The sequence below is a fragment of the Mucilaginibacter sp. A5337 genome, from assembly GCF_059690695.1.
Map to the genome: position 1 here is coordinate 14,781 of NZ_JCAWEC010000012.1, position 13,059 is coordinate 27,839.

Annotated in this window: 16 protein-coding genes; 5 read left to right on the plus strand and 11 right to left on the minus strand. The window is 41.8% G+C overall.

From position 1 onward, the window contains the following. Positions 1-16 precede the first annotated feature (16 nt). From AC59JO_RS27465 to AC59JO_RS27495, 7 genes are all read right to left on the minus strand, one after another. Entirely contained in the window at positions 17-388 is a 372-nt protein-coding gene (locus tag AC59JO_RS27465) for a VOC family protein (protein ID WP_497309473.1), read from the minus strand. Positions 389-547: 159 nt separating this feature from the next. Then, entirely contained in the window at positions 548-937 is a 390-nt protein-coding gene (locus AC59JO_RS27470) for a VOC family protein (RefSeq protein ID WP_413670356.1), read from the minus strand. A gap of 16 nt (positions 938-953) precedes the next feature. Beyond that, positions 954-1,154: a helix-turn-helix transcriptional regulator gene (locus tag AC59JO_RS27475; RefSeq protein WP_497309475.1), complete on the minus strand. Its 201-nt coding sequence runs from the start codon at positions 1,152-1,154 to the stop codon at positions 954-956. After that, positions 1,151-1,588, minus strand: a complete 438-nt coding sequence (locus tag AC59JO_RS27480) for a hypothetical protein (RefSeq protein WP_497309477.1) — start codon at positions 1,586-1,588, stop codon at positions 1,151-1,153. Before AC59JO_RS27480 ends, AC59JO_RS27475 begins: the two co-directional genes overlap by 4 nt. A gap of 4 nt (positions 1,589-1,592) precedes the next feature. Beyond that, on the minus strand, positions 1,593-2,048 hold the full coding sequence (locus AC59JO_RS27485; protein WP_497309479.1) for a hypothetical protein: 456 nt from the start codon (positions 2,046-2,048) through the stop codon (positions 1,593-1,595). Between the two features lie 165 nt (positions 2,049-2,213). Then, the gene (gene rimM, locus AC59JO_RS27490; protein WP_413670352.1) at positions 2,214-2,741 is read right to left on the minus strand and encodes a ribosome maturation factor RimM; all 528 of its coding nucleotides are present in this window, start codon (positions 2,739-2,741) and stop codon (positions 2,214-2,216) included. Positions 2,742-2,862: 121 nt separating this feature from the next. Further along, a complete protein-coding gene (locus tag AC59JO_RS27495) occupies positions 2,863-3,384 on the minus strand; it encodes a 30S ribosomal protein S16 (RefSeq protein ID WP_497309481.1) in 522 nt (173 codons plus the stop codon). Between the two features lie 195 nt (positions 3,385-3,579). Here AC59JO_RS27495 and AC59JO_RS27500 point away from each other — a divergent pair, with 195 nt between their 5' ends. Both AC59JO_RS27500 and AC59JO_RS27505 read left to right on the plus strand, forming a co-directional pair. Further along, positions 3,580-4,116, plus strand: a complete 537-nt coding sequence (locus AC59JO_RS27500; protein WP_497309483.1) for a 5' nucleotidase, NT5C type — start codon at positions 3,580-3,582, stop codon at positions 4,114-4,116. 54 nt (positions 4,117-4,170) lie between these two features. Next, positions 4,171-5,523 (plus strand): PAS domain S-box protein, encoded by a 1,353-nt coding sequence (locus tag AC59JO_RS27505; RefSeq protein ID WP_497309485.1) that lies wholly within the window; start codon positions 4,171-4,173, stop codon positions 5,521-5,523. A 53-nt stretch (positions 5,524-5,576) separates the two neighbouring features. On the opposite strand, the gene pfkA is transcribed toward AC59JO_RS27505, so the two are convergent. From pfkA to AC59JO_RS27525, 4 genes are all read right to left on the minus strand, one after another. Continuing rightward, positions 5,577-6,557 (minus strand): 6-phosphofructokinase, encoded by a 981-nt coding sequence (gene pfkA / locus AC59JO_RS27510; protein ID WP_413670348.1) that lies wholly within the window; start codon positions 6,555-6,557, stop codon positions 5,577-5,579. A 146-nt stretch (positions 6,558-6,703) separates the two neighbouring features. Further along, the gene (locus tag AC59JO_RS27515) at positions 6,704-8,461 is read right to left on the minus strand and encodes a protein-disulfide reductase DsbD family protein (protein WP_497309487.1); all 1,758 of its coding nucleotides are present in this window, start codon (positions 8,459-8,461) and stop codon (positions 6,704-6,706) included. A 23-nt stretch (positions 8,462-8,484) separates the two neighbouring features. Further along, complete coding sequence (locus tag AC59JO_RS27520; RefSeq protein WP_413670346.1) at positions 8,485-8,937, minus strand: protein-disulfide reductase DsbD domain-containing protein; 453 nt, start codon at positions 8,935-8,937, stop codon at positions 8,485-8,487. Positions 8,938-8,948: 11 nt separating this feature from the next. Continuing rightward, positions 8,949-9,722 carry a biotin--[acetyl-CoA-carboxylase] ligase gene (locus AC59JO_RS27525; RefSeq protein ID WP_497309490.1) on the minus strand — a complete coding sequence of 258 codons (774 nt, stop codon included), beginning with the start codon at positions 9,720-9,722 and terminating at the stop codon, positions 8,949-8,951. A 47-nt stretch (positions 9,723-9,769) separates the two neighbouring features. Here AC59JO_RS27525 and rsfS point away from each other — a divergent pair, with 47 nt between their 5' ends. From rsfS to AC59JO_RS27540, 3 genes are all read left to right on the plus strand, one after another. After that, positions 9,770-10,144, plus strand: a complete 375-nt coding sequence (gene rsfS, locus AC59JO_RS27530; RefSeq protein WP_413670345.1) for a ribosome silencing factor — start codon at positions 9,770-9,772, stop codon at positions 10,142-10,144. A 90-nt stretch (positions 10,145-10,234) separates the two neighbouring features. Beyond that, positions 10,235-12,346, plus strand: coding sequence for an ATP-dependent zinc metalloprotease FtsH (ftsH, locus tag AC59JO_RS27535; RefSeq protein WP_413670344.1), 2,112 nt, complete (start codon positions 10,235-10,237; stop codon positions 12,344-12,346). A gap of 56 nt (positions 12,347-12,402) precedes the next feature. Then, the gene (locus tag AC59JO_RS27540) at positions 12,403-13,041 is read left to right on the plus strand and encodes a LutC/YkgG family protein (protein ID WP_413670343.1); all 639 of its coding nucleotides are present in this window, start codon (positions 12,403-12,405) and stop codon (positions 13,039-13,041) included. The last annotated feature ends 18 nt before the right edge of the window (positions 13,042-13,059 follow it).

The window sequence follows — 13,059 nt, forward strand, 5'->3', positions numbered from 1 at the left end:
TTTCTTGATTCTTAGTTCATCCTCTATGCTGATAGATCCCCCATAAATTGCCCGCCGGGTCGGTGAAATGTGCCGTGATCTCCGGGAAATCTTTACCTATAGGCTGGGTTATGATACCGCCGCTGGCTTCAATGAGTTTAAGCGTTGCTGCTGCATCATCAACCATAATGGAGATCAGTAATCCGGCTTTGCCCATAGGCTCGCGACCGGTTACCCACATACCGCTTACCTCGCCCACGCCATCATCAAATGAGGCAAAGCCTTCATTATTGGTGCGAATTTGCCAGCCGAAAACACTTTCAAAAAACTTTGATGATACGCTGATGTCGTTGGCCGGGATCTCGATATAGCATATTTTGCCGTTGCCGTAGGTGGGTTGGTTTGCCATGGGGTGAAGTGGTTAAAGTTGTGCTGTAAGAAAATATAAAAATTATGTCATTGCGAGGAGGTACGACGAAGCAATCTCGTAGCCATGCAGATCGAACATGCATTAGCTACGAGATTGCCGCGCTGCGCTCGCAATGACATATTTATAAAAGTGCTGTATCTATATTGCCTTCTCAATCATCCATCTATGCCCGAAAGGATCAACAAAATCACCCTGGCGGTAGCCATAGTCCCAGTCTGTTACTTCGGATGCTATTTTGGCGCCGGCTTGCCTTGCCTGTTCCATCACCGCATGCACATCATCAACAAAAAGACCGATGGTAACGCTGGTCGCCTTTACGGTATCCGGACAAAGTACGGCCGTTCGTTCCGTTTCCTCATGCAGGTGGAAAATAGTACCATCTATCGAAAGTTCCGATACATGGATGCTGCCATCGTCATTACTAAAGCGCCTTAGCTCGACCGCACCCAAGGCTCTAATGTAAAAGCTGATATCAGTTACACCATGCGGAATGGCTAACTGCGGCGCGAAAGTTGGTTTTGTTGCCATGGCTATATTGGTTTGGTTAATCTTCGTCCTCTAATGCAAAAACATCTTCAACAGGTTTGCCAAATACGCGGGCTATTTTTAAAGCCAGCACGGTAGATGGTACATACCGGTTACTCTCGATGGTATTGATGGTTTGTCGCGATACCCCGATCAGCTCTGCCAGCTCGGCCTGGGTAATGTTTTTGATAGCGCGCTCAACCCTGATGTTATTTTTCATGCCTGCCCCTCTTCCCTATTGATGAGGCGGTTATTCTGAAAAATCTTCCATCTGAAACGCACGATGAAAAACACAAGCGGTACCAATAAATTTAAAAATAAAATATGTTCGGTGTCTTTACTTAATATTAAACTCACCACCAAAAGTATATAATTTACATAAATAGCCCATTGTAGTGAGTCGAGGCGGAGTTTAAAAATCTGTTCGTCCTCAATGCGTTCTTTAGCGAAGGCGATGAAGAACAAGCCTATAGCCATAAGCAATGTTGTGGTCATGAAAAAGATGTGATGGCTGTTGAACAGGTCGTCGCTTACAGGTTCGTCGTGCATGCTAAAGCCCATTTCTTTTTTAAATAGCACAATGGGGATATGGATCAGGAACAGTGCAAGCCCCAAATACCTGAACCAATGCGGGAATAAAAAGCGTGATTTCATTTCTTTATATGATTTCTGATTTCAAGGAACGGTTAAGTCGGTATATGACCCACTTAAAACGGATAATGAAGAAAACCAGGGGTGTCCATATATTAATCATTACCACTTTTATAAAATCGATGTTGCTAAAAAAGGCTACACTAATGATTATAAGTAAATAGTTGAAATAAACAGCCCATTGTAATGAATCTAATCGTAACTGACTTATTTGTTCATCTTCAATTTTTTCTTTTGAAAATGCTATAAAGAGCAAACCTGATATTACTAAAATGAAAGCTATCGCCGAAAAAATATGTTCACTGTTTAGCAAACCCGAATTATCGGCTATCCTCATTGCCGGGCTTTGATTATTATAGCCATTATGCAGTATCTTTTTTAAAACCATTAATGGAATGTAGGCCAACAAGCATAGGTACCCAACAAGGCGGCTTTTATGACTAAATAAAAAACGTGGTTTCATGATTGTAAAGTTTAATTTACCAAAAGTAAAACAAACTTTACAAATGTCAAATATATTTGACAAAATATTTTTTGAAATCTTACCCAATAAAAAATGCCCGTGGGGACACGGGCATTGGATTCAAAAATCTTGTTTCTTTATTCTAAATTCTTGTATCTAAAACAACTAACCTTCCAGATAAATATCCAGCAATCCTTCCGGCAGATCAATATAAATCTCTCCACCTTCTACATCGATGCCTTTAATTATTTCAATATTTAAAGGAAAAAGCACCTCTTTGTTTTTGTATTGCACCGTAGCTATCAACTGCTGAGGATACTCTTGTACGGCTATTATTTCACCCAGTTCGCCGTGGGTTTCATCTATGGCAATAAAACCTTCCACATCGTTCAGGGTAAACTCGCTTTTCTTTTTCTTTGGTTTTAGCTTGTTTGGCAGATAGATATCACGTTTAGCCAGCACTGCTGCTTTTTCGATGGTATCAACGTCTTCCAGGTTAAGGTAGGCGTTGTTTTTTTGTAGGTATTTGATTGATGACACAAAGTAAGGGATCAGCTTGCCTGCAATGTCAATAAATACCGCGTCAAATTTAATGTTTTCAATGCCATCAAAATCAACATATATCTGCAGCTCACCTTTTAAGCCTTTGGTTTTTAGTACGCTGCCAATCCTGAAATGATCTTCAGTTTTCATTTAAAATATAGTTAAACAATAATGGCGAAGCTGTTTGCCTCGCCATTATCCGGATTTAAGAAATCAAACGTAAGGATTCAAGATATAATACTTCTTGCGTTCTGTACGCTTAATCAATAAATTATTCTGCGCTTTCAGCTTCTTCAGTCGCTGCATCTTCTGCAGGGGCTTCTTCTTCAGCAACAGGAGCGTTTTTAGCAGCTATAGCAGCAGCTTTTTCTTCGCTCTTTTTAGCTTCAGCAGCTAAAGCAGCTTTACGGGCTTCGTCTTTAGCAACATTAAGGCTGGTTTTTTTGCCAGTGATTTTGCTTTCTTTTTGGTCAAGCCATTCAGCAAATTTAGTTTCCAGCTGCTCTTCGGTTAAAGCTCCTTTTTTAACACCACCTTGTAAGTGTTTTTTGTACAGCACACCTTTGTATGAAAGGATAGCACGACAAGTATCAGTAGGCTGGGCACCGTTGTTAACCCAATCTAAAGTTTTGTCGAAATTGATGTCAATAGTTGCTGGGTTTGTGTTTGGGTTGTATGAACCTAAACGCTCAATGAAGCGCCCATCACGTGGAGCGCGTGAGTCTGCTACCACGATGTAATAAAAAGGTTTACCTTTTTTACCGTGTCTTTGTAGTCTGATCTTAGTTGCCATTGTAAATTTTTATGTATTCAACATTATCCCCGGAGTTCTTTCTGCGGGGATGCAAAGGTATTAATTTTTATCATAAATAAAAATGGTTGATAATTAATTATTTACCTTTTAAGTGGATGACTGTTTTTGCTGATCGATTGTCGTTTTTTAAAACTTAACATTGCAGTAGTTTAAAAAAATTGCAATTTACCTGCCATGAGCATCAACAGGAAAACACGGATAGCTATTGATATGGATGAAGTTATTGCCGATACCATTGGCAAATTCATCACTATGTATAAAGAAAGGCATGGCGAAGAAATAAGCCTGGGCAATATGGAAGGCAAGGAATTCAGGGAGATCCTGCCACCGCATCTAAGCGAAACCCTGAGGGTTTACATCAACGAACGTGGCTTTTTCAGAGATATCCCCGTGATGCCCGATGCGCAGGAAGTGGTGAAAGCCCTTCATGAAAAATATGATGTGTATATAGCATCGGCTGCTATGGAATTTAAATATTCGCTGGAAGATAAGCAGGAATGGCTTGAAGAGCATTTTCCTTTCATCTCCTGGACAAACATTATCTTTTGCGGGCACAAGATTTTGGATGTAGATATCATGATTGACGACCGGATTAAAAATTTCGCCACATTTAACGGCCGTAAAATACTTTATACCTCGCCGCATAATATGCTGCTTACCGATTATGAGCGTGTAAATACCTGGAAAGAAGTTGCTGCAAAGTTATTGTAGTTATTTGTTTATCATCTAAATAGCTATATCTTTAAGTATTCACGATTTGTTTACATGTTTAACCCCAACCCGGCTGCAGACGGAAATTGCACCATCGTTTTTGATACCGACGAACAGAAATACCTGTTTGTAAGCGAAAGCTTTTACGGCCTTTTTGGGGTAGGTGCCGGTCACCTCCATCAAAATCTTGATTTTTTGACCGGGCTGGTAAACCCTGAAATATTTGACGGTATAAAGCAGCTTACCGATAGGCTTGCCATGAACGAGTCGATCCAGATAACTTATCACCTGCAGGCCGGCCAAAAGCAGCTAACCGAAAAACGGACACTTGCTACCGATGCGCTTACAGGCCATAAAGTTATATTGAGTAATATTACTTCTGCCCTGGAAGGCGTTCGCACCCCGATCCCTTTTATCAAGCCCGGGCTGAGCAAGCAGTTCCTTCATTCCCTTATTGATTCGTCAACCAACTTCCTGGTAAGGATAGATATCAATGGCAAATTTAGCTTTGCTAACCGCCTTTTTTTTAGCGCCTTCGGATATGATGAGGCTGATATCATAGGTCATCATTTTTCAAAAACAACTATACCGCAGGATGCATATCTGTGCGAAGAGGCTTTTATAAATTGTATTACTAATCCGGGTAAGATTATCAGGCTTGTTCATAAAAAGCCGGCTAAAGACGGAAGCTTATATGATACCGAATGGGAATTTGTATCTATGACCGATGATAGCGGTGCGGTGGTTGAAATACAGGGCATAGGCCGGGACATTACACCCCAAATGCAAATACAGGAAGAGGTTTTGCAAATGAAGGATAGTCTTGAAGCATTGATCAACAATACCCATGACCATATCTGGTCGGTTGATAAGAAGTTACGTTACTTGTACATGAACCAGGCCTATGTGGAGCAGGTGACTTACTTAACAGGTGTAAAGCCGTGCAAGGGGCAATACTCTTATAAACATGAAGGATTTAGCAAGCAAATAATTGATGACTGGACTGTTTATTACAACCGCGCTTTAAGCGGGGAACGGTATGATATTATCAGTGAAAGTATAGACCCTGTAAGTGGGCAGCGTTTGTACTATGAAGTTAGTTTTAATCCTATTTATACTGCGGCCGGCGATATAATAGGCGCAGGATGTTTTGGTCATAATATTACCGAGCGGCTCAAAATACAAAAAGAGCTTGTTAGCCAGAACGATCGTTTAAGAAACATAGCTTCTTTAAGCTCGCATGAGCTGCGCCGGCCCGTAGCAAGCATGCTTGGGCTTATCGGTCTGATGGACCATGAAGATTTTTATAACCCCGAAAATAAAGAGATCATAGCGCACCTGTTTACCGTAAGCGCCGAAATTGATACTGCCATAAGGCTTGTTGTTGACAGTACTATTGTCAAATAAAACAGCCCGGATGTTGAAGTCCGGGCTGTTTTCATTTATCGTTTTAGCCGAAATTACATAGAAAGCATTTCAACCAGCTTAATCATGTTAGGATCAATGCCCTGGTGATGCTTGATGGCATGCTCAAAAGGCGTATAAGCTATTTCGCCGTTGATGAGGCCTATCATTTCGTTGCGGTGCCCATCTCTCAAAGCTTCAACGGCAGCAGCGCCAACCCGGCTTGCCAGTACCCTGTCCATACAGCTTGGTGCACCACCGCGTTGGATGTGGCCCAAAATGGAGATGCGGGTATCATAATTAGGGAATTTTTCCTGTACCAAACGGCCAACTTCAAATGCCCCGCCTGCGGTATCATCGCCTTCGGCAACAATGACAATACGTGATGTTTTGTCTTTACGGCCAAACTCAAGACGGTTAAACAATCCTTCGAGCCCGGTTTTGCTTTCGGGGATCAGGATAGCTTCGGCACCGGTAGCAATACCGGTACGTAAAGCGATCAGGCCCGAGTCGCGGCCCATTACTTCAACAATGAATAAACGGTCGTGTGATTCGGCAGTATCCCTGATCTTGTCTACAGCGTCAACAACAGTGTTAATTGCTGTATCATAACCAATAGTAAAATCGGTACCAACAAGGTCGTTATCAATTGTGCCTGGTAAACCTACCACCGGGATGTCATATTCGCTGCCAAAAACCTTAGCTCCGGTAAATGTACCGTCGCCGCCAATGGCCACCAATGCATCAACTTTGTTTTTTACCAGTTGTTCATAAGCATTTTTACGGCCTTCGGGTGTTCTGAAATTATCGCACCTTGCTGTTTTAAGTATAGTACCGCCACGCTGTATAATATTTGAAACGGATTTACGGTTCATGGGAACAAATTCGCCTTTACCCATGCCGTCGTAACCACGGCGAATCCCCGTGACTTCAATTCCGTAATACATTGCGGCACGTACTACCGCCCTTATGGCAGCGTTCATTCCGGGTGCATCACCACCAGAAGTAAAAACGCCGATATTTTTGATCTGAGTCATTTTTTTGTTTTGGTTATAAACAGGCTAACCTATTCATAACTAATTAGGGTTGTAAATATTGTTCGTTATTCAAACGCCGCACCTAACCAATAAAGCACGGAGTTTGAATTTTGCGCGAATTTACACTTATTTTTTGAACCCGATCCCTATTTTTTGTAAGCAGCTAAGCCACTATCCAAAAATTTAAGGTAGCTGGCTATGTCATAATTTGCAGGCGATGTTGGTATCTCGGCACCCGAAGCATCTTTAAGCAAATTGCCATCGCCATCAAGCATTACATACAATGGCTGCGAATTTGAGTTAAAGCGCTGGGCTTCCAGGTTACTCCATTTGCCGCCAAGTGTAGTGATCTTTTTACCGCTGTAATCTGATACAAACTGTTCGGTTACAGGTAATTCTGCTTTGTCGTCAACAACAAGCTGTAGCAGCACAAAATCATTTTTAATGCGGCTAAACACCTGCGGATCCGACCATACGTTGGCTTCCATTTTACGGCAGTTAACGCAATTAAAACCTGTAAAGTCAATGAGTATTGGTTTATGAAGAGCCTTTGAAACCTGTAAAGCCTGATCATAATCATACCATGCATCCAGGCCTTTGGTTTTTATACGGGTATAGTTGGCAGCATATTTACGTTCACCGATGCTTGCTGGTATAGCTGCCGATGAGCTTGCCGCTGCTGATCCAGAACCGTCCGGAATGTTAGAAAGGTTAAAATCCTGCGTAGCCTCTGGAGGTAAAAACGCGCTAATTGATTTTAAAGGCGCTCCCCATAAACCAGGAATCATGTAAATAACAAACGCAAATACAATTATAGCCAGGAAAGTACGTGGGATGGTTAAGTATTTAACATCGCTATCGTGCGAAAACTTGATCTTACCGATCAGGTAAAGGCCAATCATCAAACCAATGGCTATCCACAGCGATAAAAATATTTCACGGTCAAACCAGTTCCAGTGGTAAGCCAAATCTACATTTGATAAAAATTTCAATGCAAATGCAAGCTCCAGGAAACCCAATACAACTTTAACACTGTTAAGCCATCCGCCTGATTTTGGCAGGGTTTTAAGTGCCGAAGGAAATAGCGCGAATATGGTAAAAGGTAAAGCTAAAGCCAGCGAAAAGCCAAACATGCCCATTGCCGGGCCAAGGCGGTCGCCTTTTGAGGCCGCATCAACCAGCAATGTACCTATAATAGGCCCTGTGCAGGAGAAAGAAACAACAACGAGGGTTGCTGCCATGAAGAATATACCTGCCAGGCCGCCTTTATCCGAATTTTCATCAAGCTTATTGGCCAGTTTGCTTGGCAGCACAATTTCAAATGCTCCCAGGAACGAGATACCAAACACAATGAGCAGTAAAAAGAAGAAAATATTAAATATGCCGTTTGTGGCCAGTTCATTAAGCGCATCTGATCCAAAAATGATAGAGATCAACAAGCCTAACGTAACATAAATTACGATGATTGATACACCGTAGATAAGCGATTGCATAACAGCCTTGCTTTTGCTGCCACTTTTTTTGGTAAAAAAGCTTACAGTTAAAGGCAGCAATGGATAAATACAAGGCAAAATTACCGCGGTGAAGCCGCCTAATAAACCTTCAATAAAGATCTGCCAAAGTGATTTTGGCTTTTCTGCTGTTTTTGAAGCACTGGCACTTGTTTTAGTAACCTTGGCCGCTTCTGCCTTTTTTACCGAATCGGCTTGCTTTTTCCTGATGGCTATGCTGTCAGCTGCGGTAGGGATATCTGTAAAAGTAACATCGGCAGTTGACACTGTAGTGTCGGCTGCTTTTTTTTGTATAGCATAAACCGGGTTTGTTCCGGCTATGTTAAGGACAATCAGGGTAATTAATGTGATAAGTCCGGCGCGCAGGTAAGCACCTTTATTGAATAATTTCATGACTACTGTTAAGGTGTGCTGAATTATTTACCTAAAGGGATAGTGAAATCAACATCTTCCGGTGGCAGGCATTTCATATCGTTACAGGTCATGTAGGTTAGTTTGCCTGTAACTGCTGTTGCTTTGGGCGATTTTAAACTGATTTTTTGGCTGAAAACAACTTCCTTTTCAAAATAGCTTACATTCATGCTGAATGCTTTTTCGTATTTGGTTACCGGTGTAGGCTCGGTAGTTTTGCCAACGGCTGCATATAATTTTGATGGGGTAAAATCAAATGAAGTTTTTATTGGGCCGCCGTCTTTTACGGTTTGTGAATAAATGTGCCAGCCGTTTTGTATGGTTGCTTTTAAAAATACCACAGCTTCTTTATCATTTACCTTTTTTGCCGCGTATGACCACCTCACCGGCGATTCGATCTGAGCGTAAGCGCCAACGCTGATGATAAGCGCGGTTACCAATACCAATAGTTTCTTCATTTGCTTTTTTATTATTTATTTAAAAATTTCAATTCCTTAAGGTTAAACTCCAGTTGTTGCCCGTTGGTATCTTCAATAACCAGCAAGCCGTTTGGCAGTACGTTTTTTATGATGCCATTAAAAACCTTTTCATTTGACTCAAAACTTTTAACCTCGTTTAACCAGTATAGTCGGCTTAAGTAAGTATTCCTTACAAAGTCAATTTGGCCGGCCTTCAGTTTGAGGTAGTATACTTCAAGGTGCTTGCAAATTTCCGATAATAACACTGTTAAATCATAATCCTTTTGTAAGATTTGTTTGACAGAAGTGGCATTTGAGGCACCAGGCGGAAAGTTTTCCTGATTTATGTTCAATCCTATGCCAATAACCGAGTCTTTGAGCTGCCCGCTCTGTATGGTATTTTCAATGAGCATGCCGCCAAGTTTTCTGTCGCCGTAATAAATATCGTTAGGCCATTTTATTTTTAGCTGATCACCTAAAATAGGTTGCAGGGCATCATATACGCCTAAGCTCGCCGCAAGGTTAAGATCAAACTGGGCATTTACAGGCAAAAAATGCGGTTTTAACAGAACGCTGAAAGTAAGGTTTTTTCCGGGTTCGCTGTGCCAGGTGTTTTGCTGTTGGCCCCGGCCGGCGTATTGCTCTTCTGCCATAATGACCGTACCTTCGGGTACTGGCTTGGAATTTGACAGTAGATTTTTAAGAAAACTATTTGTTGAGTCAACTTGTTTAATTGTTACCAAATTTTGACCAACAAATAATCCTGAAAATATGTTATTTTGCAAAGTGTAATAATTTTATACTCAAAAACGTTCAAAACTAATTCTTTTTGATGGTAAAAAGCAAAGTGTTAAGTGAATCTGCCTATATTTCAGAGCTGGCAATACATGGTATCCAGGAAAAAAAAGGCAATGATATTATTAGGTTAGACCTCCGTAATATATTCAGTTCAGTAGCAGATTATTTCGTGATCTGTCATGCTGATTCGTCGACACAGGTAAAAGCTATAGCAAATAGCATTGAGGATGAAATTTTCAAAGCCACCCAAGCCGAACCCTGGCGCAAAGAGGGAATTGAGCATGGCGAGTGGATATTGCTTGATTACGTGGATGTTGTGATCCATGTGTTCAGGACCGATAAACGTGAGTTTTATGGTGTGGAAGATTTGTGGGGCGATGCAGATATTAAATATTATAAAAGTGCATAAACATCCGTCACAAAAAGGCTCAACGCATAGTCTTACTGTTACCGCGTAAAATTTAAATTATAGATTGTAAGTTTGAGCTCGTTAAAAGAAATGAAAGATATTAAAGATTCTAAATCAGAAAATCCAAGACCTATCCGTAAAATTGTGAACAAGAAGCCCTCACCAAAACCGCCCAAGTTCAATATCATGTGGTTATATGGTATTGTTATCCTGGCCTTTTTATTGATCCCGGCCTTGTTGAACGGCGGATCGGGCAAACCGGTTACTTTCCAGGAGTTTGAAGCCAACATGCTGCGCACCAATGATGTTCAGAAAATTGTGGCTTACAAAAGCGGTGACCTGGTAATGGCCGATGTTTATATTAAACAGCAAAGCTTGTCAAAACCGTATTTTGCTAACAACATCTCAAAAGAAAAAAGCTTTTTCAATACAAATCCTAACAGCGGCCCGCAGTTTACTTTTACCGATGCTTCTTACGAGAGCCTGAAAAAGTCAATCGCTGATGCCCAGAAAGATGTACCGGATGACCAAAAAGTATCACTGCAATTTGAGCAGGGCCATGAAAGCCTGCTATCAAACTGGTTGGTACAGGGTGTTATCATGGTGATATTGTTTGCCGGTGTGTGGATCTTTATCATGCGCAGGATGAGCGGTGGTTCGGGCGGTGGTCCGGGCGGCCAGATCTTTAACATCGGTAAATCAAAAGCTACCTTGTTTGACAAAGAAGCCCAGGTAACCGTTACCTTTAATGATGTTGCCGGTTTGGAAGAGGCTAAACAGGAGGTAATGGAAATCGTGGATTTCCTTAAAAATCCTAAGAAATATACCAACCTGGGTGGTAAAATCCCTAAAGGTGCGCTGTTGGTAGGTTCACCGGGTACAGGTAAAACCTTGCTTGCTAAAGCTGTGGCAGGTGAAGCGCAGGTGCCTTTCTTCTCACTTTCGGGTTCGGACTTTGTGGAGATGTTTGTAGGTGTGGGTGCATCACGTGTACGTGACTTGTTCCGCCAGGCAAAAGATAAAGCACCGTGTATCATCTTTATTGACGAGATTGATGCTATCGGTCGTGCCCGTGGTAAAAACAATATTGTAGGTGGTAACGATGAGCGCGAAAACACCCTGAACCAGTTATTGGTTGAGATGGATGGTTTTGGTACCGATTCGGGTATCATCATTTTAGCAGCTACTAACCGCCCTGATGTACTGGACTCAGCTTTATTGCGTCCGGGACGTTTCGACAGGCAGGTATCTATCGATAAACCGGATTTGATCGGTCGTGAGCAGATCTTTAAAGTTCACCTGAAACCAATTAAATTATCTGATGGTGTTGATGCCAAAAAATTATCAGCCCAAACTCCTGGTTTTGCCGGTGCCGAAATTGCTAACGTTTGTAACGAGGCCGCGCTGATCGCTGCCCGTAAAAATAAAGAGTCGGTTGATATGACCGATTTTCAGGATGCTATTGACCGTGTTATAGGTGGTTTAGAGAAAAAGAACAAGATCATCTCTCCTGAAGAGAAACGCATTGTTGCTTACCACGAAGCTGGTCACGCTATTGCAGGCTGGTTCCTGGAACATGCCGATCCTTTGGTTAAGGTATCTATTGTTCCCCGTGGTGTTGCAGCCTTAGGGTATGCGCAATATCTGCCAAAAGAGCAGTTTTTATACACTACCGAGCAATTGCTTGATGAAATGAGCGTATCAATGGGTGGCCGTGTTGCTGAAGATATCGTTTTCGGTAAAATCTCGACCGGTGCACTGAGCGATCTGGAGCGTATTACCAAACTTGCTTATGCCATGACCAAAATTTATGGTATGAATGATAGCGTTGGTAATGTATCATTCTACGATCCGCAAGGCGAATACCAGTTTAACAAACCATACTCAGATACTACAGCCGAAATGATTGACGCTGAAGTGCGCAAACTGGTTGATGTGGTTTATCAAAAAACCAAAGACCTGCTGAACGCTAAGCGCGATGGCCTTGAAAAGATAGCTCAAAAACTATTGGAAAAAGAAGTGTTGTTCCAGAGCGACCTGGAAGAGATATTGGGTAAACGTCCGTTTGATGAACGTACAACTTATGATAAGTTTGTAAACGGAGAAGCTGCGTTAAACCCCGATGTGGATAACAACGCTATTCCTGACACGCTGACTAATCCTGAACTTTCAAGAATAGACAGCGAAGATCCGAAACTTTAATTTTTTAATTATAATACAAAGCCACCGGCAAAGCTGGTGGCTTTTCTTTTTTAGCCATGAGGGATATCACTACATCAAAAGAAAAACTGCTTAAAAAAATCAGGAAAGCGCTTTTGGAGAAAAGGGATAACCCATACCCTCAACTGGAAGACCTGCCCCTTTACCCAGCTACGGATGAAATGCCGGAGGTGATATTTGCCGAGCAGTTTACCAATGTAGCCGGCCAGTTTGTTTTTTGTGAGGATGAACTACAGTTTATTGAAAACCTGCTTACCCTTGCCGAAGAACGTAAATGGCACAAAATATACTGCTGGGAGCCTAAACTACAGGACATATTAAACCAGTTTGAATACCCCCACTACGAAACCGATAAAGACTTTGAACAGGCCGAAGTAGGTTTTACCCTTTGCGAGGCTTTGATTGCCCGGAATGGCAGTATCTTACTCTCTAACGGTAACATGGCGGGCAGAAGGTTAAGTATTTACCCTTCGGTTCATATTGTACTCGCCTATACATCCCAAATGGTTATGGACCTGAAAGATGGTTTTAAGCTTATTAAAGCTAAATATGGTAATCAGCTACCGTCCATGATCAGCACTGTAACCGGACCAAGCCGCACTGCCGATATTGAAAAGACACTGGTTTTAGGTGCACACGGCCCTAAAGAGCTTTTTGTTTTTATGCTGGAAGGCTGACCGCTGATTTTTTGATTT

Excerpts from the sequence above, each read along its gene's own strand:
- AC59JO_RS27465 (WP_497309473.1), bottom strand. The coding sequence starts at position 388 with ATGGCAAACCAACCCACCTACGGCAACGGCAAAATATGCTATATCGAG.
- AC59JO_RS27470 (WP_413670356.1), bottom strand. The coding sequence starts at position 937 with ATGGCAACAAAACCAACTTTCGCGCCGCAGTTAGCCATTCCGCATGGT.
- AC59JO_RS27475 (WP_497309475.1), bottom strand. The coding sequence starts at position 1,154 with ATGAAAAATAACATCAGGGTTGAGCGCGCTATCAAAAACATTACCCAG.
- AC59JO_RS27480 (WP_497309477.1), bottom strand. The coding sequence starts at position 1,588 with ATGAAATCACGCTTTTTATTCCCGCATTGGTTCAGGTATTTGGGGCTT.
- AC59JO_RS27485 (WP_497309479.1), bottom strand. The coding sequence starts at position 2,048 with ATGAAACCACGTTTTTTATTTAGTCATAAAAGCCGCCTTGTTGGGTAC.
- rimM (WP_413670352.1), bottom strand. The coding sequence starts at position 2,741 with ATGAAAACTGAAGATCATTTCAGGATTGGCAGCGTACTAAAAACCAAA.
- AC59JO_RS27495 (WP_497309481.1), bottom strand. The coding sequence starts at position 3,384 with ATGGCAACTAAGATCAGACTACAAAGACACGGTAAAAAAGGTAAACCT.
- AC59JO_RS27500 (WP_497309483.1), top strand. The coding sequence starts at position 3,580 with ATGAGCATCAACAGGAAAACACGGATAGCTATTGATATGGATGAAGTT.
- AC59JO_RS27505 (WP_497309485.1), top strand. The coding sequence starts at position 4,171 with ATGTTTAACCCCAACCCGGCTGCAGACGGAAATTGCACCATCGTTTTT.
- pfkA (WP_413670348.1), bottom strand. The coding sequence starts at position 6,557 with ATGACTCAGATCAAAAATATCGGCGTTTTTACTTCTGGTGGTGATGCA.
- AC59JO_RS27515 (WP_497309487.1), bottom strand. The coding sequence starts at position 8,461 with ATGAAATTATTCAATAAAGGTGCTTACCTGCGCGCCGGACTTATCACA.
- AC59JO_RS27520 (WP_413670346.1), bottom strand. The coding sequence starts at position 8,937 with ATGAAGAAACTATTGGTATTGGTAACCGCGCTTATCATCAGCGTTGGC.
- rsfS (WP_413670345.1), top strand. The coding sequence starts at position 9,770 with ATGGTAAAAAGCAAAGTGTTAAGTGAATCTGCCTATATTTCAGAGCTG.
- ftsH (WP_413670344.1), top strand. The coding sequence starts at position 10,235 with ATGAAAGATATTAAAGATTCTAAATCAGAAAATCCAAGACCTATCCGT.
- AC59JO_RS27540 (WP_413670343.1), top strand. The coding sequence starts at position 12,403 with ATGAGGGATATCACTACATCAAAAGAAAAACTGCTTAAAAAAATCAGG.